Origin of the sequence: Streptomyces sp. NPDC001093 (assembly GCF_040298985.1) — a bacterium.
In the GTDB taxonomy this organism is placed as follows: domain Bacteria; phylum Actinomycetota; class Actinomycetes; order Streptomycetales; family Streptomycetaceae; genus Streptomyces.
In genome coordinates this window covers 1-21,359 of record NZ_JBEPBF010000047.1, presented here as the reverse complement: position 1 = coordinate 21,359, position 21,359 = coordinate 1, and the positions used below count along the sequence as shown (strand labels likewise).

Annotated in this window: 17 protein-coding genes and 2 pseudogenes; 4 read left to right on the top strand and 15 right to left on the bottom strand. The window is 71.4% G+C overall.

Annotated features, from left to right (window positions below):
- The first annotated feature begins 29 nt into the window (after nucleotides 1-29).
- Entirely contained in the window at nucleotides 30-1,487 is a 1,458-nt protein-coding gene (locus ABT288_RS23340; RefSeq protein WP_351610937.1) for a sensor histidine kinase, read from the top strand.
- Nucleotides 1,488-1,758: 271 nt separating this feature from the next.
- Here the strand turns inward: ABT288_RS23340 and ABT288_RS50290 are convergent.
- The 6 genes and pseudogenes from ABT288_RS50290 to ABT288_RS23310 all read right to left on the bottom strand — a co-directional run.
- Nucleotides 1,759-2,298: pseudogene (locus ABT288_RS50290) on the bottom strand (hypothetical protein); the annotation flags it as partial.
- Between the two features lie 18 nt (nucleotides 2,299-2,316).
- A complete protein-coding gene (locus ABT288_RS23330) occupies nucleotides 2,317-4,041 on the bottom strand; it encodes an acyl-CoA dehydrogenase family protein (protein ID WP_351610934.1) in 1,725 nt (574 codons plus the stop codon).
- Nucleotides 4,042-4,136: 95 nt separating this feature from the next.
- A complete protein-coding gene (locus ABT288_RS23325) occupies nucleotides 4,137-4,709 on the bottom strand; it encodes a PadR family transcriptional regulator (protein ID WP_351610932.1) in 573 nt (190 codons plus the stop codon).
- Between the two features lie 88 nt (nucleotides 4,710-4,797).
- Nucleotides 4,798-6,441: a hypothetical protein gene (locus ABT288_RS23320; protein ID WP_351610930.1), complete on the bottom strand. Its 1,644-nt coding sequence runs from the start codon at nucleotides 6,439-6,441 to the stop codon at nucleotides 4,798-4,800.
- 55 nt (nucleotides 6,442-6,496) lie between these two features.
- Entirely contained in the window at nucleotides 6,497-8,086 is a 1,590-nt protein-coding gene (locus tag ABT288_RS23315) for a serine/threonine-protein kinase (protein WP_351610928.1), read from the bottom strand.
- Nucleotides 8,083-9,840 carry an FHA domain-containing protein gene (locus tag ABT288_RS23310; protein WP_351610927.1) on the bottom strand — a complete coding sequence of 586 codons (1,758 nt, stop codon included), beginning with the start codon at nucleotides 9,838-9,840 and terminating at the stop codon, nucleotides 8,083-8,085. The genes ABT288_RS23315 and ABT288_RS23310 overlap by 4 nt, the downstream gene beginning before the upstream one ends.
- Before the next feature lie 89 nt (nucleotides 9,841-9,929).
- On the opposite strand from ABT288_RS23310, the gene ABT288_RS23305 reads away from it, so the two are divergent.
- A complete protein-coding gene (locus ABT288_RS23305; RefSeq protein ID WP_351610926.1) occupies nucleotides 9,930-10,922 on the top strand; it encodes a hypothetical protein in 993 nt (330 codons plus the stop codon).
- A 765-nt stretch (nucleotides 10,923-11,687) separates the two neighbouring features.
- Here ABT288_RS23305 and ABT288_RS23300 read toward each other — a convergent pair.
- From ABT288_RS23300 to ABT288_RS23275, 6 genes are all read right to left on the bottom strand, one after another.
- On the bottom strand, nucleotides 11,688-12,053 hold the full coding sequence (locus ABT288_RS23300) for a hypothetical protein (RefSeq protein WP_351610924.1): 366 nt from the start codon (nucleotides 12,051-12,053) through the stop codon (nucleotides 11,688-11,690).
- A complete protein-coding gene (locus ABT288_RS23295; protein WP_351610922.1) occupies nucleotides 12,050-13,210 on the bottom strand; it encodes an LLM class flavin-dependent oxidoreductase in 1,161 nt (386 codons plus the stop codon). The genes ABT288_RS23300 and ABT288_RS23295 overlap by 4 nt, the downstream gene beginning before the upstream one ends.
- Nucleotides 13,211-13,243: 33 nt before the next feature.
- The gene (locus ABT288_RS23290) at nucleotides 13,244-14,440 is read right to left on the bottom strand and encodes an SfnB family sulfur acquisition oxidoreductase (RefSeq protein WP_351610920.1); all 1,197 of its coding nucleotides are present in this window, start codon (nucleotides 14,438-14,440) and stop codon (nucleotides 13,244-13,246) included.
- On the bottom strand, nucleotides 14,437-14,994 hold the full coding sequence (gene ssuE / locus ABT288_RS23285) for an NADPH-dependent FMN reductase (protein WP_351610917.1): 558 nt from the start codon (nucleotides 14,992-14,994) through the stop codon (nucleotides 14,437-14,439). Before ssuE ends, ABT288_RS23290 begins: the two co-directional genes overlap by 4 nt.
- 41 nt (nucleotides 14,995-15,035) lie before the next feature.
- Nucleotides 15,036-16,172, bottom strand: a complete 1,137-nt coding sequence (gene sfnG / locus ABT288_RS23280) for a dimethylsulfone monooxygenase SfnG (RefSeq protein WP_351610914.1) — start codon at nucleotides 16,170-16,172, stop codon at nucleotides 15,036-15,038.
- A gap of 175 nt (nucleotides 16,173-16,347) precedes the next feature.
- Nucleotides 16,348-16,428 carry a putative leader peptide gene (locus ABT288_RS23275; protein WP_351611030.1) on the bottom strand — a complete coding sequence of 27 codons (81 nt, stop codon included), beginning with the start codon at nucleotides 16,426-16,428 and terminating at the stop codon, nucleotides 16,348-16,350.
- A 137-nt stretch (nucleotides 16,429-16,565) separates the two neighbouring features.
- On the opposite strand from ABT288_RS23275, the gene ABT288_RS23270 reads away from it, so the two are divergent.
- Both ABT288_RS23270 and ABT288_RS23265 read left to right on the top strand, forming a co-directional pair.
- Complete coding sequence (locus ABT288_RS23270; protein WP_351610911.1) at nucleotides 16,566-17,492, top strand: LysR family transcriptional regulator; 927 nt, start codon at nucleotides 16,566-16,568, stop codon at nucleotides 17,490-17,492.
- 4 nt (nucleotides 17,493-17,496) lie between these two features.
- Nucleotides 17,497-17,999, top strand: a pseudogene (locus ABT288_RS23265) (P-loop nucleotide/nucleoside kinase family protein).
- A gap of 100 nt (nucleotides 18,000-18,099) precedes the next feature.
- Here the strand turns inward: ABT288_RS23265 and ABT288_RS23260 are convergent.
- From ABT288_RS23260 to ABT288_RS23250, 3 genes are all read right to left on the bottom strand, one after another.
- Entirely contained in the window at nucleotides 18,100-19,248 is a 1,149-nt protein-coding gene (locus ABT288_RS23260) for an LLM class flavin-dependent oxidoreductase (protein WP_351610908.1), read from the bottom strand.
- A complete protein-coding gene (locus ABT288_RS23255) occupies nucleotides 19,241-20,332 on the bottom strand; it encodes an LLM class flavin-dependent oxidoreductase (protein WP_351610905.1) in 1,092 nt (363 codons plus the stop codon). Before ABT288_RS23255 ends, ABT288_RS23260 begins: the two co-directional genes overlap by 8 nt.
- A partial coding sequence (locus tag ABT288_RS23250) for an NtaA/DmoA family FMN-dependent monooxygenase (protein ID WP_351610904.1) occupies nucleotides 20,329-21,359 on the bottom strand: 1,031 nt, incomplete at its 5' end. The genes ABT288_RS23255 and ABT288_RS23250, both read right to left, overlap by 4 nt.

Here is a 21,359-nt window from a genome sequence, read left to right as displayed (position 1 = left end):
GGCCGACCGCCCCGGAGGAAGCCCCACCCATGGACAGCACACGACACCGGCTCGCGAGCCTGCACCCTCGCCGCAGCCTGGGCACCGTGTTCGCCCTCTCCTTCGCCTGCGTCACCGCCGCCACCACCCTCCTCGGCGGCGTCCTCAGTTACAACGCTGCTGCCCAGATGGTGCGCATCGACCAGGACGACGTCTTCCACGGCGTCGTCGACGACCTCCACCAGCAGGTCGCTCAGCATCGTCTGTCGCCGTCGGACTACTTCAGTGTCAGTCCCGACACCGACAGCCCCCGCGACGATCTCTCGCGCCGCATCCGCACCGACGTCCAGGTCCTCGGCCGCGCGGGCCGCGTGGAGGAACGTGGCTTCCCGGCACTGCCGGTCCGCGCGGCCGACCGCGCCGCGGCCTCGCACGCCAAGGCCGGACACACCATCTACTACAAGGCCGAGATCGAGGGGGACCGCTACCGGGTCGCCACCGTCGCACTCGGCGGCGGCCGGGGCGCCGTGCAGGTGGCGCAGCAATACAGCGACACCGAGGATCTGCTCAGGGAGCTCAAGGAACGCACGGTCGAGCTGAGCGCCATCGTCCTCGTCGTGGCGGGCCTCGCGGGCTGGTGGCTGGCGCGCCGGATCGCCGGGCGGCTGGTCCGGCTGACCCGGGTCGCCGAGGACGTGGCCCGCACCGGCCGGCTGGACACCGCGGTCCCGGTCGCCGGGCCGGACGAAGTCGGCCGGCTGGGCCGGGCGTTCGACGGGATGCTCGGCAGGCTCGCCGCCTCCGAGGAGGTGCAGCGGCGCCTGGTGCAGGACGCCGGACACGAACTGCGCACCCCGCTGACCTCGCTGCAGGCCAACGCGGCCCTCCTGGACCGCATAGACCAACTGCCTCCCCAGGCCAAGGCGGACCTGATCGCGGACATGAAGAGCGAGACCCGCGAACTGGTCAACCTCGTCAACGAACTGGTCGACCTCGCCGCCGGTGACCGGAACGCCGAACAGCCCACAGAGATCGTTCTCGGCGCCCTGGCTGAAGACGCAGCCGCCCTCGCCCGGCGCCGCACCGGCCGGGAGATCCTCGTCGACTGCGACGACACCGTCGTACGAGCCCGGCCGGAGGCGGTGCAGCGGGCGCTGTCCAACCTGCTGGAGAACGCGGCCAAGTTCGACCAGGACGGAACCGAGCCGATAGAAGTCGCGATCACGGGCACGCGCGTGGAGGTGCGCGACCGCGGACCGGGCATCGCCGAGGCCGACCTGTCCCGCGTCTTCGACCGTTTCTACCGCGCCGACAGCGCCCGCAGCCTGCCCGGCTCCGGGCTGGGCCTGGCGATCGTGCATGCCGTCGCCGCCGCCCACGGCGGTACGGCCTTCGCCCACAACCGCGCCGGCGGCGGCGCGGTCATCGGCTTCACCCTCGACCCAGCCTCCCGCGTCGAACGCTCGTGTACGACGCCCATGGCCGACTCCGCCGCCACGCCTCGCTGACCGGCAGAACCCGCCCGGCCATCCGCGCTCAGCGTGACCGGCTCCGGCACCCATGCGCCGACGCCCTCGTGACCCCGGGAGACAGGTAGATCCGCAGTCCTTCCCGCCGGACGGACGTCCAGGCACGGGAGTAGGAGGGCGGCGCGCTCGTGCCGTCGGTCAGGACCGCGACCGGTGTCGGTGCGGGTGAGGGCGGCGGCCGTGGTGTTGGCGTTTCTCCCGCTTGGCGTCGACGGAGGAACATCCGGCGTAGACGGCGATCGGGACGTTGTCGCCAGGTGCGGGGTGCCGTGGTGACCCGGTGGGCGAGGGCGTCGCGCCGCCGCGCCGGCGGCGGCGCGACCGGGATCGCCACCAGCGCGTATGCCGGGAGCAGGAATCGGGGCGCTGCGTAGCCGATCAGGAACAGGTACGGGAAGGCGGCCGTGGCGGCGCAGCCCAGCGGTACCAGTAGCACAGCGTACGGCCGACCAGGCTCCGCAACTGGTCGTCCACGGCCAGGTTCCAGCCCAGCCCGCCCTGGATACTGGAGCCCTCGGCCAGCCGCTGAGCCGGACCGTCGTGACTGAGGTACGCCTCGACGACCCACTCGGCCGCCCCGGCGACCAGCCTCCCACGAGCGCGACCGGCAACCGCCAGTGCCGCCACCGGCGTACGAGAGCCGGCGCGGCGAGTAAGGGCATGCACGCCAGACCGCGTCCGTCGGCCGCACGAGCGCCATCAGTGCCGCGCTCACCGCAAGGCCCCATACCGGAGCGCGCCGGGCTCGGTCCTGCTGGACCCGCAGGAAGCAGCCGGCGCCGGCAAGCGCGCAATGCGTACGGCGCGTCTACGGGGCCATCTCGTACGCGCCGGACAGCGCCTCGACCCGCTGCCAGACCCGCTCCGTGCGAGCCTCGTCGACGACCGGCCGCCGGACCGCACCCAGCGCCCAGTCCTGCTGCGCTTCGGTCGCCGAGTCCTTGCCGTGCAGTTCGACGGCGTGCGCGGAGAAGTCCCGCACGAGGACGGCGAAGAGTTCGTCGAGCACGTCCTCGTCGAGTCCGGTCAAGGCGGCCTGCTCCAGGACGAGCTGCCCGTGCACGACGAGGGCGAAGAGCTGACCGACCGCTAGGAGGAGGTCGAGGTCGCGGCTCTGCTCCGCGTCGGGGGCGGCCGTGGCGACGAACACGCAGAGTGCGTCGGCCTGTTCGCGGAAGCGGGTCACGTTGGGCAGGTGCGGGTACGCGTCGAAGGCGGGCCGCCAGTCGTGGAAGCGCACCGCGCCGAGGCCGCGGGCCGGTCCCTGCCGGAACAGGAAGTCGTCGTCGGCCGCGTCGAGGCGGGTCGGCACGCCGGGGTACTCGACCGGGTCGAGGAGGTGGCTGCGCATGAACTTCAGGATCAGCGCCAGGTTGACGTGGACCGTGCCCTCGAGCTTCGGCAGACCGCGGATCTCCACCGCCGCCTGGCCGAAGTAGTTGTCCTTCTCGAAGCCCTTGGCCGCGATGACGTCCCACATCAGGTCGATGACCTTCTCACCCTCCGTGGTCACCTTCATCTTCGTCATCGGGTTGAAGAGCAGGTAACGGCGGTCGTCCGGGCCGGCGGAGCGGAAGTAGTCGACGGCGCGGTCGCTGAAGAACTTCATGCCGACGAGCCTGACGTACGCGTCGGTCAACTCGCGCCGCACATGCGGGAAGCTGGTGACGGGGCGGCCGTAGAGGACGCGGTTGTGGGCGTGGGTGACAGCCTCGTACATCGCGTGCTCACAGATGCCGATCGAGGCGGTGCACAGGTTGAACTTGCCTACGTTGACGGTGTTGAGGGCGGCGTCGAAGGCGGCGCGGCCGGTGTGCAGGACGTCCGCGGCCGCTACGGGATAGTCCTCCAGGCGGAACTCGCTGACGAACTTCGAGGAGTCGACGACGTTCTTGACCAGGTGGTAGGCCGGGTGACGGCTGTCGGCGGCGAAGAAGACGTAGCCGTCGGGTCCATCGAGGTCGGTCCGGCGGCCGAAGACGGAGACGAGTCCGGCGGCGTTGCCGTTGCCGATGTAGTACTTGGAACCGGTGGCCCGGAAGCCGCCGTTGCCGTCGGGCTCGAGCAGCATGTCGGTGGAGTAGATGTCGGCGCCGTGGGCCTTCTCGGACAGGCCGAACGCGAACACCTCTCCCTGGGTGAGGAGTTCCGCGGCGCGGGAGCGGGCGGCGGCGTTGTCGCTCTGCCAGACCGGGCCGAGTCCGAGGATCGTGACCTGCCAGGCGTACCAGTAGTCCAGGCCGTAGAAGCCCAGGATCTCGTTGAGCGCGGCGATACGGGCGGTGTCCCACCGCTTGTCCGGTTCACCCTCCCCCGCGGCGGACGACGGCGTCAGGAAGGTGGCGAACAGGTTCTCCTTCGCTGCGAAGGCGAGGAAGTCACCGAGCCACGCACGGGTCCGGTAGTCCTCGATCAGCCGCCCCTTTCCGCGCTCCTCGAACCAGTCGACGGTGGCGCGCAGCAAGCGGCGCGTCTCGGGGTCGAAATGCGCGGGGTCGTAGGTGCGCGGGTTGAACAGCAGCTGGTCAGCCATGGTGAGGACGCCTTTCGGCTGGGGGACGGGGGGAATCGGAACTCTGTACGGCTGGACCGGCAGGCTCGGGAGGACCTGCGGAGGTGCGGCGGCGATCAGCGGCACGGACCGAACCGGGCCAGCGTGGCAAGGACGTCGTCCAGCCAGTCGATCATCATCCGCTCGTACGCGATGCCGCCGCGCAGTACGACGTGCTGGAGCTCCCGCTCCGCGTCGAGCGGTGCCTGCGGACCGGCCGCGTTTGCCTCGGTCGCTGTGAAGTCCCGCGCCTCTCCTGCCAGATAGTGCGCCAGCCGGTCCCGGTGCGTCTGCCGGTGCCGCTCCACCTCGCGGATCAGGGCGGTAGGGTCGTCGAAGGCGGCGCCCCGGATCTTCACGGCCAGGTCGTGGCGGACACTCTCCGGCTCGATCGGATCGTGCAACCAGGACGACAGCGCCGCCCGGCCGAGGTCGGCGACGCGGTATTCCTTCTTGTCCGGCCGGCCCTGCTGCGGGATGTCCCTGACGTCGACCCAACCGTCGTTCTCCATGCGCTTGAGCACGCGATAGATCTGTTGGTGGGTCGCGGTCCAGAAGTAGCCGATGGACCGCTCGAAACGCCGTGCCAGCTCGTAGCCGGATCCCGGCTTCTCCAAGAGCGACACCAAAATCGCGTGTTCGAGTGCCATACCGCCGATCCTGCTATGCAACTCGTTGCATAGCAAGCCTTCCCCGCTCCGATGCGACGCGGCTCACTGGGCAACCCGGCGGTGGCTCTCAAGGACAGACGTAGGTGAAGCTCGCCTTCGCCTCCATCGGGGCCGGCTGGTGCGAGATCCTCAGACGGGCGGTCCCCCGGAAGCGACCCGAACCGCGGACCGTCCAGCGCAGGTGCACCATGACCCGGCGCTCACCGCGGTGGGCGGTGCGGACCAGCTCGCCCGAGTCCTGGCCGTCCGCGCGCAGCCACCGGTATGTGACAGGGCCGCCGTGCCCGTCGGTGGTGACGACACCTATCAGGTCGGCCGTCTGATCGCAGTGCAACGGCCCGGCGGGGGCCTGGACCCGCACGGCGACGACCGCGGGAGCGGGGGCCGGGCGCAGCAGCAGCCAGAGCAGGACGGCAGCGATCGCGACGACGGCGGTGGTGACGGTCCAGCCCCGGCGTCTGCGGCGCGAGCGTGGGGAGGTGGCTGCCACTGCCTCGGACCGCCATCGTGCACGCAGGGCGTCCTGATCCTCCAAGGGAACCCCGGGCCCGAACCGGAGCAGGATCTCGCCGCAGTCCTCCCCTGCCGCCACCGGAGGCGAGGTGGCACGGTTGCGCTTGCCCAGGACGGTCGCCTGGGTGTCCGGGGCTGTGGCACGGCGAGCGCGGCCGACCGTGGCGAGCTGGTCGGCGATGGCTGGTGGGTGAGGTCCTGGGGCGGGCAGGGGAACTCGCGGGTCGGGCCGCGCGGCGCTGTGGGCGCGGGTCGCCGTGGCGAGTTGGTCGGCGGTGGCTGAAGGGTGGGACGCGCGGTCGGGCGCGGTAGCAGGGTGTTCGGGGGCCGTGGGGCGGGGAGCGGGGTCAGCCGGCGCCGGGTGACGGTTCGTCGGTGGAGCCGGGCGATCGGGAGCCACTGCAACGGACGGTGCCGGTCCCTTCGACGGCGCGAACTCCGGGGTCGACGCGGCAGTCGCCGCGCGCAGCGCCGTACGGCGCAGGAAGTCCGCCGGGAGTGCCGCGCGCCCGCCCACCAGGGCGGCCCGGGCCGCTGCCAGCCCCTCCGACTCGGCGGTGGCGGAGCAGCGGGCGACCAGGTCCGCCGCGGGGGTTCCGGGCTGCGTCCAGGCGGCGCCGAGGGTGCGGGCCAGGGCGGCCCAGGCAGCGGTGCCGACTGCCTGGTGCCCGGCGCGCGGCGTGTCGCCCGACACCCGTACTGCCGCCACGTCGCCCAGCACCATGCCCAGCTCCGCCTCGGCCAGCAGGGCGACCCCGTCCGGGGCCATCACGACGGTGTCGGGGCCGAGTGAGCCGTGGGTCAAGCCTGCTGTGTGCAGGGCGAGGAGGGTCTGGGCGGTCTCGTTGAGGATGCTGGCCACGCTGCCCGCGTCCGGGCGAGGGCCGTCGGCCGACGACAGGACGTCGGCCAGCGTGGGGGCCGGTGGCCGAGCCGTCAGCAGCCACACCTCACCGGCCTCCGCCACGAGGTCGACCGTAGCGAGCAGACCGGGCAGCCTGAGCTTCGCCGTGCTGAGCACCGCCGCCGCCAGGCGCTCGCGCGTGCCTTCGGGCGCCAGCAGAGCGCGGTCGATGCGCAGCGCGCCGAGGGTGGGCTCGCCGGGCCGGGCGGGGAGCAGGGCATGCCAGGTGCCGTGGCGTGTGTGCCGGGACCAGCCGGACAGGGGGCGGCCGGCCACTGTGGTGGCTGTCGTCATGTCGATCCGTTCTCGTCGCGGCAGGGGGTGGCTCTCGAGCCCCTCGGGAGCATGGTCAGCACGGCGGTGCGTCCAGGGAGGCCGTCTGCGGACCGTTCGCTGCCGCCGGGTCGCTGCTGAGCGTGACGTCCCAGGTGCCCCGGCACGGGTGGTTGGAGAAATCGGCCTCGAAGGTCAGGTCGTACCGCGTACTCCCGGACAGGGTCTGGGATTGGGAGCCGTACGCGTCGGCGGGTGTGTCGACGTAGTAGTTCGCGGTGACGGTCAGCGGACCGGTGCCCGTCGTCTCGACCGACGCCGCCGCGATGAGCGTGCCCGGTTTCTGTCCGCGCTGCCAGGAGCCGATCGTGAGGGTGACCGTGCCGGGGGTGGCCGCGCTCGGGGACGCGGTGGCCGGCGGCTCGGCCGGTGCGGTCGTCTCCGTGGACGGGGTCGGCGAGGGCGACGGGCTGTCCGAGGGCGTGACGGAGGGTGGTGCGTCGGCCGTGGGCGGGGCGACGGTCGGCGAGGTGGGCGCGGAAGGTGAAGCGCCCGGCTCGGTAGGGGAGTCGACCGGTGACGGGGATGACGGGGTCGAACTCGCCTCGGTCGTCGACGTGTCGTGCGGGCGGCCCGTCGCGTACGTTGCTCCGCCCGTGACGACCACCAGCGCGGCCACCCCACCGGTGGCCACCTTCCATCCGCCGCGCTTCAGCCGGCCCAGCAGGGTCAGCGCACTGGCCGAGCCGTCGAGCGCGGCGGTCGTGGTGAACGGGAACAACAGGGCGAGCAGCGCGGCGAGTTCGGCCAGTCTGCGACGGCCGCGCTCCTCCCAGCCGGCGCCATAGCCTTCGGTGGCGGACCGTTCCAGGTCGGCGAGGAACGTCTCGACGTCGGGCCGGTCCGCCGGGTCCTTCGCCAGACCCGCGCGCAGCAGCGCACGCACCGGCGCGGGTACGTCGTCCAGCGGGGCCGGTGCGCGCAGGTGCTGCAGGCGCAGCGCGGTCACGTCGTCGCCGGGGAACGGCCGCCGGCCGGTCAGGCACTCGAAGAACACCACGGACGCCGCGTAGACGTCGGCCGCCGGGCCGGCGGGCTCGCCGTTCCACTGCTCCGGCGCCATGTAAGCGGGCGTGCCCGCGGCCTCGGTCTCCCGGCCGCCGCGCACCGCGATGCCGAAGTCGGCGAGCGCGCTGGTGCCGTCGCCGCGGACCAGGACGTTCTCCGGCTTGTAGTCGCGGTGCACCACCCCGGCCGTGTGGGCCGCGCCCAGTCCGAGCAGGGAACCCTTGAGCAGGACGAGCGCGGCCTCGGGGCCGGTCGCCCCGTGCCGGCGCAGCAGGTGGCGCAGGCTGACGCCGTCGACGGCCTCCATCACGATCGCGGCACCGGCGCGGGCCTCGACGTACTCGTACAGCCGCACCACGCACGGGTGCCGCAGCTCGCCGAGCAGCCGGGCCTCGGCCCGGAAACGGGCCAGGAACTCCCGGTCCGTGCACAGGCGCTCGCTGAGGTACTTGATGGCGACGGGCACGCCGGTCGCGGTGTGCCGGGCGAGGACGACCCGGCCGCCTGCTCCCTCGCCGAGCGTGCGGACGGCCTCGTAGCCGGGTACGGCCCAGCCGCCGTCGGCGTGCGTGTTCTGGGTCATGCCGTCCTGGGTCATGCCGTGCCCTCCACCGGCGCGGGGAGCCCGGCGCCCTGCGGTACGTCCTTCGCGCCCCGCCGGCGCCGTACCCGGCGCAGCAGCCAGCGCACGGGCGCGGCCCACACCGGGAAGGCGACCAGGGCGACCACGGCCGCCTCGATCACCGTGGTCCACGGCTCGGCCAGCCGGCCCTCGAGCAGGTCGCCGATCCGGGAGCGCCAGGCCAGCAGGGCGAGGGCGAGGAACCCGTAGGTGCCCACGACGACCGCGAGGCCGTAGGCGGCCATGCCCGCCTGGCGCGGGCCGGGCCGGTTGCCCGCGCGCAGGTCTCGCCACAGGCCCGTGCGGAAGTAGGCGCTCGCCTCCTCGCGCAGCCGTGGCACCCGCAGGGCATCGGTCAGCGCCTGGTAACCGTCCAGCGGCATCAGCGGGTTGAAGTTGTAGAGGGTGTTCAGGTAGAGGCCGAAGGCCAGGTGGTAGAGGATGGCCGAGACGGGTCCCGCGGGCAGCAGGGCCGCCCCCGTGGCGCACCAGCCGGCCAGCGCCGCCGTGGACAGCGGCCCGGACAGGGCCACCACGATCCGTGACCAGCGGGAGCCGAACCACATGTCGCTGGTGTCCACGAACGCGAACGGCATGCCCATCATCAGCAGGAACCCGCCGCGCCGGACCTTGCGGCCGTACGACTTCACGGCCAGCGCGTGCGTCAGCTCGTGGACGAGAAGCGCGGTCACATATCCGGCGGCCAGCAGGACCGGGCCCCACACGCCCGATCCGCCGAAGTCCAGCAGGTGGTACCGACCCTGGGCGGCGAGGAACGCAACGAGGCCGCCGGCGACCGACAGCCAGGCGAGCAGCACCCCGGTCCGGGTGAACAGCCGCCAGCCGAAGGCCCGGTAGAGCCGGGTCACCAGTCGGTCGAGGCCTGGGACGGACACCTCCAGCTTGAGTAGCGCCCGGTACGCGGCACTGGCCGCACGCCGCCAGCCGTTCGGCCGTTCCTCCTCCGGCCGGCCGGGCAGGCTGCGCAGCAACCCGGCTTCCGCGAACGCGGCCAACGCGGACTCGATTCGGGGCAGGGCGAGTTCGCCGTAGCGGTCGGCGTAGGCGAACAGCAGGTCCCGTAGGGTGTTGTCACCGTCGACGGCGTGCCAGAGGAAAACCTGGCGCTCGTCCAGTTCCAGATAGCGGCCGGTGCGGGTGCTGCTGAGCACCCAGCGGGGGGCGCCGCGTTCGGTGGGGACCTGCTTGAGGGCCCAGCCGGAACGCCGTCGGGGACGCGCGGTGAGCGGGCCGTTCGCCTCCGGGGCCTCCTCCTGTCCGGCGGTGGGCAGATGGGTCAGCTGGGTGCCGACGACCATCGTGCGGGAGCCGATCCGGGCGTCGCGGGGCTGCTCGAACACCAGGCGTACGTCACCGACGGACAGCTCGGTGCCGTCGGCGAGACCGGCCGCTCCGCCGTGCAGCTCGACACCGCCGACCGCGGTGCCGTTGAAGGAGTCCAGGTCCTCGATCCGGAAGCCCTCGGCGGTGCGGACGATGCGGGCGTGACGGCGCGAGACGCTGCCGTCGGACAGGACGACGTCGTTGTCCTCGCCCCGGCCCAGCATGGTGACAGGTCCGGTCAACGCGACGAGCAGGGTGGGGTCGTCGAGGCCGCGCAGCTGGGGCGCGGCGTACGACGTCGGTGCGGCACCCCGACGCGGGGTGCCGCAGTGCAGGCAGTACGGGAAGTCGCGCCGCACGTGGACGCGGCAGACGTGGCAGAGCATGCGCTGGCTCAGCCCGCGCCGGAACCGCTGGCGAACGTTCCTCCGTCGAAGCCTGCGTCGGCTTCCGCGGCGGGGCCGGAGTCCGGCAGGTGCGTGGCGGCGTTTCCGAGGCCGGAGGCGGGCAGGCCTCCCTGGACGATGATGTGATCACCGCTGCCACCCTCGCCCGAGGCGGGCAGGCCACCCTGGACGATGATGCGATTACCACCGCCGGGCTCACCGATACCGCCGGGACGCCGACCGATGTTCTCCTGGCTGCCTCCGCCGTTTCCGTCGCCCCCACCGTCACCGCCGCCATGACCACCGCCACCACTGGGACGATCGGTGTTCTCCGGGTCACCACCACCCTCACCACCACCGCCACCACCGTCACCGCCACCATGACCACCGCCACCACTGGGACGATCGGTGTTCTCCGGGTCACCACCACCCTCACCACCACCGCCACCGCTGTCACCGCCGCCATCGCCGCCGTCGCGGTCGTAGATGCCCCCGTGACCGAAGTGGCCGACGTCACTGCCGCCTTCACCGCCTACACCGCCGAAGCCGCCGTCCCCACCGGCACCGCCGAAGCCGCCATGGCCACCGAGATCACCGAACCCACCGTCACCGAGACCGCCGCCACCGAACCCACCATCGCCGAACCCACCAGCGCCCAGCCCCCCGTCACCCAAGCCACCGTCGGCACCGCCGCCGAACCCGCCGAAGCCTCCCTCGGCTCCGCCGAACCCGCCGTCGCCCCCGGCGCCGAAGTCACCGAACCCCCCTTCGGCACCCCCGCCGACCTGCCCACCGAGCCCGCCGAGGTCCGCGCCCGTACCCGCGTTCCCGTGCTCGTCAAAACCGCCGAAGCCGCCGAACTCTCCGAACTGTCCCTGCCCACCGGCCGATTCGACGGGCGACCGGTCCAGCAGCGGGCCGCCGAGCAGACTGTGGGAGCCGGTCGACGCCACGTCGACATCGCCGACGCCCTCCTGACCCGCGGCGGGATCCGGCAGCTCCGACGAGTGGCCGGCGGAGGCCGGGCCCCCGGCGTCGTGGTCGCGGGAGACCTGGTCCGCCGGGACGTCGTGGTCGGTTGATACGGCGTGGTCGACCGGGACGCCGTGGTGCGCCAGCGCATGCGCCGCGCTTCCGAAAAACAGGGACGACTTGGACAGCCGAGGATCGAGAGCGGCCGGTCCCCCGTCGCTGCCGGACTCTACGCGGAGGGAACGGAGTTCGGCGACCTGCGCGGGCGACAGGCCGAGTCTTCGCGCCACCTCGTCGGTGTCGCCGTCGAGCTCGGCACGGAAGGCCGGGTCGACGGCCAGACGGGTCAGGGCAGCACGATATGCGTCGTCGGTCATGGTTCGGTCTCCGTCGGTCTGCGGGCATTGATGCCGATCGCGACGGAGCCGAGGATCCCCCCTGGTCGGCGGCAACTGCCATTTCCGGCCATCCCCGCCGATACCTGCAGGACACGTTATAGAGGCTTGGCATGGGCAACGCAAGAGCATCGAGCAGGGCGGTTGACGGGTACCGGGCGCCCAGCCGCGCTGCGTACTCACCGATCAGATATGGCCATCGACCCACCGGCATGTCGACGAAATGCGGAACAGCCGGAGCCTGCCCCCTGTCAGCCCTTCCTCCCCGGCGAAAGCGATCGACCTACTCCTCGATGACCCGCCGCCAAAGGTGTACTCGACCAGAGTGCATCCGGACCGATGGACGTCCGCACGAGCGTCGCTGCTCCGCGCGACGAGCGTGTGGCGGTTTCGCTGAGCCAGGACGAAGTGGCGATCAGGGCGATGCCCGAGCGCACCGCCGATCTGCGGTCCGAACCGAAGATCGTCCGAGTGGCTGCGTCATGAGTACGAGGCACACCTGGCGTCGGTACGAGCCCGGAGTGCGGGCCTAATAATTCGATAGGAAAACCAGGAAGGCTGCTGTGTGCCGGCTGATTCACGCTTCCGGATGGCGAGTTCACGATGGCGGGCGGCCGGGTGATCGTCCCTGATCCGGGAGCTGCCGGCCGCGCTGTGGAGGCGTTCGCGAAGCGTGGCGCCGCCGGACGGGGCCGCGATCCTGCCGCGGCTGCCCAGTTCCGGGACGACGAGGTCGACGAAGTCGGCGAAGGAGCCAGGGGTGGTGACGTAGGCGAGGTCGAAGCCGTCGAACCTCGGCGCCTCCGTGGGAGCGGGGCCGGTGTCGTCGGCGATCACATGGGTCATCGCGCGCTCCCGGCACCGGCGAAGGGGACCTGGGCGGCGGGGGCCACCTGCTGCCCGTACGGGTGCCGCCACAGACCCTGCGCCTGAAGCTTCGGCAGCACGCCCTCGCCCAACCAGTACGCCTCCTCCAGATGCGGATACCCGGAGAAGATGAACTCCTCGATCCCCGACGCGGCGTACTCCTTGATCCGCTCGGCAACCTCGGTGTGGCTGCCGACCAGGGCGGTCCCCGCCCCACCCCGCACCAGACCGATGCCCGCCCACAGGTTGGGATGGATCTCCAGCCCGTCCCGGCTCCCACCCCCATGCAGGGCCAGCATCCGCTGCTGTCCCTCCGACTCGCTGCGGGCGAGCCCGGCCTGAACCTGCCGCACAGTCTCCGCATCGAAGCCCGCCAGCAGCCGCTCCGCCTCGGCCCAGGCCTGCTCGGAGGTGTCGCGGGTGATGACGTGCAACCGGATTCCGAAGCGGACGCTGCGACCCTCCTTCGCGGCCAGCGCCCTGATCCAGGCGACCTTCTGCGCGACGGCGGCGGGCGGCTCACCCCAGGTGAGGTAGACGTCGACATGCCTGGCGGCAACTTCTCCGGCGATCGGCGAGGAGCCCCCGAAGTACACCTCGGGCACCGGGTCGGGCACCCGGGCCAGGCGGGCGTCCTCGACCTGGAGGTGCTCGCCGGCGAGGTCGACGGTCTTGCCCTCCCACAACCCCCGGACGATTTCCAGGAATTCGCCGGTACGGCGGTACCGCGCGTCCTTGTCCAGGAAGTCCCCGTAGGCCCGCTGCTCGTGGCTTTCGCCGCCGGTGACGACGTTGAGCAGGAGCCGTCCGCCGGTCTGCCGCTGGAAGGTGGAGGCCATCTGCGCCGCGAGCGTCGGCGAGACGAAGCCGGGGCGGAAGGCGACGAGGAACTTCAGGCGCTCGGTGTTCTGGCTGACCATGGCGGTGGTCAGCCACGCGTCCTCGCACCACGCGCCGGTCGGCGTGAGAGCTCCGACGAAGCCGAGGTCCTCGGCGGCTCGGGCGATCTGGCTCAGGTAGGCGACCGTCGGCGGCCGGTCGCGCCCGGACTGCGTGGCGGGGGTGCCGTGGCCGCCGCCGACGACGTGGCGGCTGTCGCCGTTGGTGGGCAGGAACCAGTGGAAGGTGAGGGACACGTGGGGGCTCCGATCGGTGTTCGTCAGCGTTCGTCAGAGGAGGCCGTGCCGGGGCGGCTTGGTGCCGTTGAGCACGTAACGGCCGATGTGCTGGACCTTCCAGCGGGCCGGGTCGTGCAAGGTGTGGGTGCGCGCGTCGCGCCAATGGCGGTGCAGTCCCAGGGAGTCGAGGGCCGAGCGGGTGCCGGAGACCTCGAAGAGGGCGCTTGCGACCTCCACGGCCGCCTCGGCCGCCGTCACTTTTGCGGTGGCCACCGCGATCGAGGCCTCGGCGGCCGAGTCGTCGGTCAGGTCGGCGCGGGCGTCGTCGACCGCGCGGGCGGCCTCGCGAAGCAACGCTTCGGCAGCCCGTTCTCTGATCGCCAGTTCGCCGAACCGCTGGATCAGCAGCGGATCCTCCGCGGCGGTCGCGTGCCCCTCGGCGGCGCTCTCGAACCAGGGGCGGCTCTTCGTACGGACGAACTCCACCGCCTCGGCCAGCGCCCCGGAGGCGATCCCGGCGTCGATGGCCGCATGCAGCAACTGAGCCACCGCACCGTGGAGTTGGGGCCCCTGGAAGGTGAGGTGGTGCGGCACGACCCGGTCGGCGGGCACGGGCACCGACTCCAGGCGGACGGTTCCGCTGGCGGTGGTGCGCTGTCCCATGCCGTCCCAGTCGTCCACGACCGTGAGGCCGGGCGCGTCGCGCGGGACGTACGCCACGTGCAGGGTGTCGTCCTCGGTGCGGGCGAGGACGGGGATCCAGTGGGCGAACAGCGCGCCGGTGGAGTAGTGCTTGACGCCGTCGAGGACGTACGACCCGTCCGGGAGCCGGGCGAGGCGGGTGCGGATGTCCTGGACGTGCTGGGTGCCCGCCTCGGACTGGGCGTTGCCGAACCGCTTGCCGGCCAGTACCTCGCCGAAGAAGAACTCCTGCTGCTCGTCGGTCCCCTGCCGGCGCAGCACGTTGACGTACACGAAGTGGCTCTGCGGGATCTGGGCCAGGCTGGCATCGGCGGCGGCCAGCACTCGGAAGATCTCGGCGAGCGTGTCCGCACGGATGTCCGCGCCGCCGAACCGGGCGGGCACGGTCACGGCGAGCAGCCCGGAGGCGGACAGCCGCTCCAGCTCCATGTGCGGGAGCCTGCGCCGCGCGTCCCGCTCGGCGGCGCCCTTGCGGAAGTCCGCGGCCAGCTCCGCGGCCACGGCAAGGGCCTCGGCGTCGTCCGCGATGACGTGCGCGGCGCTCATCCGGCGGCCGCCAGCAGTGTCGTCCGCCCGCCCAGCGCGGACGAGAACTGGTCCGTGAGCTGCGCCAGAGCCTCGGCCGATCCCGGCGCGACGGTCAGCGTGCCGTCCTCGCCCACCGTGATGTCCTTGTCGAGCGTGAACCAGCCCGGCGTGATGTGCGCAGGCCCCATGGAGGCCAGCACCGGGCGCAGGGCGTAGTCGATGGCCAGGACGTGGGCGGTGGTGCCGCCGGTGGCCAGCGGGAGGACCGTCTTGCCCGCCAGGGCGTACTGCGGGAGCAGGTCGAGCAGGGACTTCAGCAGTCCGGAGTAGGCGGCCTTGTAGACGGGGGTACCGATCACCACCCCGTCCGCCTGCTCGAACAGGGCGGTGGCCCGGACGATCGCCGGGTGAGCGAAGTCGGCCCCGAGCAGCGCCTCGGCAGGCAGGGTACGAACGTCCAGCGCAATCACCTCGTGCCCCTGCGCGATGAGCCGCTCGTCCAGGTGGCGCAGCAGCCGAGCGGTGCGGGAGGTGGCGGAGGGGCTTCCGGAGACGGACAGGACAGTGGCCATGGGAGGACCTTTCGGTTCGTCGTTTCGTGTGCGGGCCGCGGTCAGGCGTGGGCGGCGGCGGGCTCGGACGCGGCTTCCTGTGCCTCCAGTTCGCGCACCAGGGGCAGCACCCGCTTGCCGAAGTACTCGACCTCCTCCAGGTAGTGCAGGAAGCCGAGGAGGAAGAGGTCGACGCCGAGCCGCTTGTAGGCGACGATCCGTTCGGCGATCTGCTCGGGGGTGCCGATCAGGCCGGTGCGGAAGCCGTCGTTGTACTGGACGAGGTCCTCGAACGTCGAGTCCTGCCACATGCCCTTGCCGTCGCCGGTGGACGGACCGGCTTGCTGGACGGCGTCGCGGAAGCCGTGCACGGCCTGCGTGTCGGCCTTGGCGACGATCTCACGGAGCGTCTCGCGGGCCTCGGCCTCGGTGTCGCGGGCGATGAGGAACCCGTTGAGGCCGAACTTCGGTGCCGTACGGCCCGCTTGGACGGCTGAGGCACGAACGTCATTGATCTGCTCGGTGACGCCGTCGAAGTCCTTGCCGTTGGAGAAGTACCAGTCGGAGACGCGGCCGGCCATGGCGCGCGCGGCGGTGGAGTTGCCGCCCTGGAAGATCTCCGGGTGCGGACGCTCGGGGGTGTTCAGCGGCTTGGGCTTGAGGGAGAAGTCGCGCAACCGGTAGAAGTCACCGGCGAGCTCGGCGTGGTCCTCGGTCCAGATCTTCCGCAGGGCACGGATGAACTCCTCGGAGCGCCGGTAGCGTTCGTCGTGCTCCAGCCAGGGCTCGCCCAGCGCGGTGAACTCGCCCTTGAACCAGCCGCTGACGACATTGACGGCGAAGCGGCCGTTCGACAGGTGGTCGGCGGTGGCGCCGAGCTTGGCGAGGACGCCCGGGTGCCACAGGCCGGGGTGGACGGCGGCGATGACCTTCAGCCGCTGGGTGGCGAGCAGCAGGGCGAGGCTGAAGCTGGTGGACTCGTGCTGGTACTCGGCGCCATAGCTGGCCATGTAACGGACCTGGCTGAGCGCGTAGTCGAAGCCGTTGTTCTCGGCGAGGACGGCGAGTTCGCGGTTGTAGTCGTAGCCCCAGTCGGTGCGCTGCTCGACGGTGCTGGTGACCAGACCGCCACTGACGTTCGGCACCCAGTAGGCGAAGCGGACGGGATCGGATCCGGGGTATGCGGAGGATGCGGGCATGGGAACTCCTGGCAGGAGAATGCTGCGCGGGCAGGACGAATGAGCTCCGCGGAATTCAGGCACGCTGGAGCGGGGTTTCCGGGAAAGCCGTCGTCACGACGGAAATGAGCCGGGACCGGAATTCACGGAAGGAAGTCACAGAGGGAGCGGGTGGGAGGGTTTCCCTCGGGTGCGCTCAGACCCGACAGCGACAGAAGGCGCTGGAAACACGCGCAAGGTCGACGTGGAGTCGCCGCGTGAGGTCCTGTCGCTTCATGCCACCGATCGAACCAGGAGGGAGTCCGGCCGGTCAAGAATGCCCGGATGTGATTCCACATGGTGAGAGTCGGTATTCACGAGGTTGTGACAGGGATTCCCTTGAACCCGGTCCCGGGAGGGCGCAGCCTCCTGTTCGTGCGTATCGAACAGCTCGAATACATCGCTGCCGTCACACGGCTCGGTTCGCTGCGGCGCGCCGCCGAGGAACTGCACCTGTCCCAGCCGGCGCTCAGCGAGACCGTACGCAATCTGGAGCGCGAGCTCGGCGTGGACCTGCTGGAGCGCAAGCGGTCCGGGGCGAAGATCAGCGACGAGGGACGCGAGCTGCTGCCGCACATCATGAGCGTGCTGGACGCGGTCGACCGGCTGCGCGGCGCGGCCGGCGACCAGTACCGCATCAGCCGCATGGTCCGGCTCGGCACGGTGAACACGGCTACCGTGCCGCTGGTCATCCCGACCGTGCGCGAGTTCCGGGCCTCGCACCCGGTCACCCAGGTGGAGTTGGTCGGCGCGCAGCAGGCCGACATCCACCGCGGCCTGTTGGAGGGCGCCTTCGACCTGGGACTGGTGAACTACCTCCGGGGCGACGACATTCCGCCCGGCTTCGAGACGACGGAGTTGCTCTGCGGCCGGCCGGTGGTGTGCGTGCGTCCGGACAGTCCGCTGGCGGCCCTTGATGCGGTGGACGCGGACAGTCTCCTGGCCGAGCCGCTGGTCGTGATGCGATCCGGCTATGTGATGCACCGTTTCGTGCACCGGCTGCTCCGCGGCCGGACTCCGTCCTTCTCGTACTCCACCGACGGCGCGGAGATGGGCAAACTGATGGTGGCCGAGGGGCTGGGGGCCACGGTGCTGCCGGACTTCAGCGTCGTCGGCGACCCGCTGGAGCGACGGGGCGCGATCACTGTGCGGCCGCTCGCGGGAGATGCGACCGACGTACTGCTGGTACTGCAGCGCCGCCATTCCGGCTCCGTTCCGCGGGCGGTCCGCGACCTGCACGAGCTCTTCGTGCGCAACGCCCAGGCGTGCGGCGCTTCTTCGCGGCGGCTGACGGAGGGATGATCCTGTGCTCATCGTCATGGGTGGCCGCCCGTGCACCGGCAAGACCACGCTCGCCCGTCTCCTGGCGGCCCGGATCGGTGCGGTCCATCTGAGGGTCGACACCATCGAGCAGGCGATCGTCCGCTCCGGGGCGGCCCGGCACCCGGTTGGTCCCGTGGGCTACACCGTCGGATATGCCCTGGCCGAGGAACATCTGCGGCAGGGGCTGACCGTGATCGCGGAATCGGTCAATCCGCTGAGTGTGACGCGTGACGCCTGGCGGGACACGGCCGTCAGGGCGGGGTGCGTGTCGTCGAGGTGGAGGTGGTGTGCTCGGATACGGCGGAGCACCGGCGCCGCGTGACCTCGCGGTCGGCCGACATTCCAGATCTGCCGCTGCCGGACCGGCAGCAGGTCGTCGACCGGGAGTACGAGCCGTGGTACCGCGAGCGCGTCGTCGTCGACACCACGGGACAGAGCCCGCAACAGTCACTGGCTCTTCTCCTCCGCGCACTGGCATCGGGCTGATCGGTACCGGGCGACTGTGCAAGCGCCAGGCTCGGCCAAGTCGTCATGTTTGTCCATCGGTTCAAGCACCTCGATGTGGGGACTGAAGTCCTCCCGAACATCAGCCCGACTGGAAGGAGTGACCCCGTCGGCGCCATTCCTCCGCGAACAGTTCGTACGAACGGACCCGGTCCGTGTGGTCGTGGGTGATGGTCGTGATGAGCAACTCGTCGGCGCCCGTGGCCTCCTGGAGCTGTTCCAACTGGTCGGCCACCCGGCCTGGTGAGCCGACGAACTGGGTGTCCAGGCGGTCCTGGACGAGGGCCCGGTCCTCGTCGGTCCATGGGTGGGCGCGCGCTTCCTCCGGCGTCGGGTACTCGATGGCGCCCTCGGCGGTGCGGATGCTGCGGACCCACGGGCCGTAGCCGGTGGCGAGTGCGCGGGCGGTGGCGTCGTCCTCGGCGACGACGACGTCCGCCGAGACGCTGACGTACGGCTTGTCGAGGAACTCGGAAGGCTGGAAGAAGGACCGGTAACCCTCCACCGCCTCCAGGACCGTGGCCGGGCTGACGTGGTAGTTCGCCGCGAACCGCAGACCGTTGCGGCCCGCGACAGCGGCGCTCTGACCACCGCTGCTGCCCAGGATCCACACCTCCACGTCGGCGCCCTCCCCCGGCACGACGTGCGCCTCGACGCCCTCCGGGGAGCGGTAGGTGCCGGCGAGCAGGGCGAGGATGTCGTCGATCTGCTCGGCGTAGTCCTGTGACTCGGCGCCCGGCAGGAGAAGCAGCCTGCGCTGCAGCGCGATGCGGGGTGACCCGAGCAGATGCTCGAAGGAGAAGCGGGGCGGGATCAACAGGCCGTTCGGGGTGCGGCCGTCGACGACCGGGGTCGCCGTCGGCAACGGTGCGGCCGGCTGTCCCGGCGGGCGGCCGCCCGAGCGGCCCAGGCCCAGGTCGAACCGGCCCGGGTGCAGCGCGTCGAGCAGGCCGAACTCCTCCACGGTGGACAGCGCCGTGCGGTGCCCGAGCTGCACGGCCCCGGAACCGAGCCGGATGGTGGAGGTGGCGGATGCGGTCAGGGCCAGGACGACTGCGGGGGACGTGCCGGCCACGCCCGGATTGAGGTGGTGCTCGGCGAACCAGTAGCGGGCATATCCGAAGCGCTCGGCCTGCTGTGCGAGGTCGATGGAGTTGCGCAGGGCATCGGCTGCCGTCGAGCCGGAGGGGATCGGGACCAGGTCGAGAACGCCGAGGGCAATATCAGACATGGACGGACTCCTGGGTGAGCGGTGGCGCCGGAAGCACGGGTCCCCACACGAACGGCGGGTCCGGGATCTCGCGGCGCAGCACGGGGGCGACCTTGGACTGGAACAGCTCGAGGGAGGCACGGTGCTGGGACTCCGTCAGCCCGCTCGCGTCGGCGTGCAGGTGGAGCACGGTGTGCCCGAACTGTTCGTGGTAGCGGTGCACCTTGTCGATGACCTGTTGCGGGCTGCCGATCAGAGCGGAGCTGCGTTCGACGAAGTCCTCCAGGGTCTCGAAGACGACCGGCAGGCCGCCCTTCTTGAAGAACGCCAGATTGGACTCGAAGACCGGCCGGTACGCGGCCATCGCCTCCTGCGAGGTGGGGGCGACGTAGATGCCCGCCGTGCCCGCGCCGACGGTGATCTGCGCCGGGTCGTGGCCGTAGTGCTCCCACCGCTCGCGGTAGTGGCGGATCAACTCGGCATACGGCTCTATGTGGTTGGTGACGTTCGCCGAGAAGAGCGGGTCGCCGTAGCGGGCGGCCAGGTCGACCGACTCCTTGCTGGTCGCGCTGCCGTGCCAGACCCGGACCGGCTGCTGATACGGCCGCGGCCACACCTCGGCGTCCGTCAGCGAGGGACGGAAGCGGGTGTCGGCGGTGACCTTGTCCTGGCGCCAGATCTTCCGGAAGACCTCGTAACTCTCGGCGTTGCGGTCCCACTGGTCCTCGGGCGTGACGTGGAACAGGTCGCGCTGAGCGGCGCCGTTGCCCTTGCCGATGATCAGGTCGAGGCGCCCGTTGGACAGGTGGTCGAGGGTGGCGTAGTCCTCGTACGCCCGGACCGGGTCCAGCAGGCTGAGCGTCGTGACGGCCGTGAACAGGCGGATCCGCTTCGTCAGGGCGGCCACATGGCTGAGTACGACGGTCGGTGAGGAGGAGATGAACGGCCGCTCGTGGCGCTCCCCCACGCCGAAGCCGTCGAAGCCCAGCTCCTCGGCGAGCAGCGCGTTGTCGAGGACCTCGCGGAAGCGGTCGTGGGTCGGCTTCTGTACCCCGGTGATGGGATCCGGGCGGTGCACGATGAGTGTGATGGCGAGGAATTTCACGATGCCACCCGCTCCTCGCCCCGCGTGTCGTCAGGGTGGGCGAGGCCGAGGTGGTGGCGGAGGGTAGGGCCCTCGTAGTCGGTGCGGAAGACGCCCTGTTCCTGTAGGAGCGGCACGACCTTGTCGGCGAAGTCGTCCAGGCCGGTGGGGGTGATGTGCGGGACGAGGATGAAGCCGTCACTCGCGTCCGCCTGGACGTACTCGTTGATGGTCCGGGCGACGGTCGCCGGGGAGCCGATGAAGTTCTGCCGGTTGCCGGTCTCGATGACGAGGTCGCGGATGGACCAGTTGTTGGCGGCGGCCAGCTCGCGCCACTCGCGGGCGGTGGCCAGCGGGTCGCGGTACATGCGCACCTGGGCGCGGCCCTTGGAGATGTGGTCGTCGCTGACGTCGGGGTCGATGTCGGGCAGCGGGCCCTCAGGGTCGTAGGAGGACAGGTCCCGGTTCCAGACGAACTCCAGGTGCTTGAGGGCGGTGGCGCCGCTGACCTGCTGTCGGCGCACCTCCTTGGCCAGTTCTCCGGCCTCTTCGTCCGTGTCGGCGAGGACGAAGCTCGCGGCGGGCAGGATGAGCAGTTCGTCGTGGCGGCGGCCGTACTTGGCGAGGCGGTTCTTGACGTCCGTGTAGAAGGCCCGGCCGCCCTCCAGGGTGGCGTACCGGCTGAAGATGGCGTCGGCGCTGGAGGCGGCGAACTCGCGGCCCTCGTCGGAGTCACCGGCCTGGAAGATCACCGGGCGTCCCTGCGGGGAGCGCGGGACGTTGAACTGCCCGTGGATGTCGAAGTGCTGGCCGCTGTGGACGAAGGAGCCGGCCTTCGCGTCGCGCAGGAAGACGCCGGTCGCCTGGTCGGCGACGATCTCCTCGCCGTGCCAGGAGTCGAAGAGCTCGTTCGCCGTAGCCAGGAACTCCTTGGCGCGCGAGTAGCGCTCCTCCTGCGGCAGGAAGCCGCCGCGGCGGAAGTTCTCGCCGGTGAAGGCGTCCCAGGAGGTGACCACGTTCCACGCGGAGCGGCCGCCGGAGAGGTGGT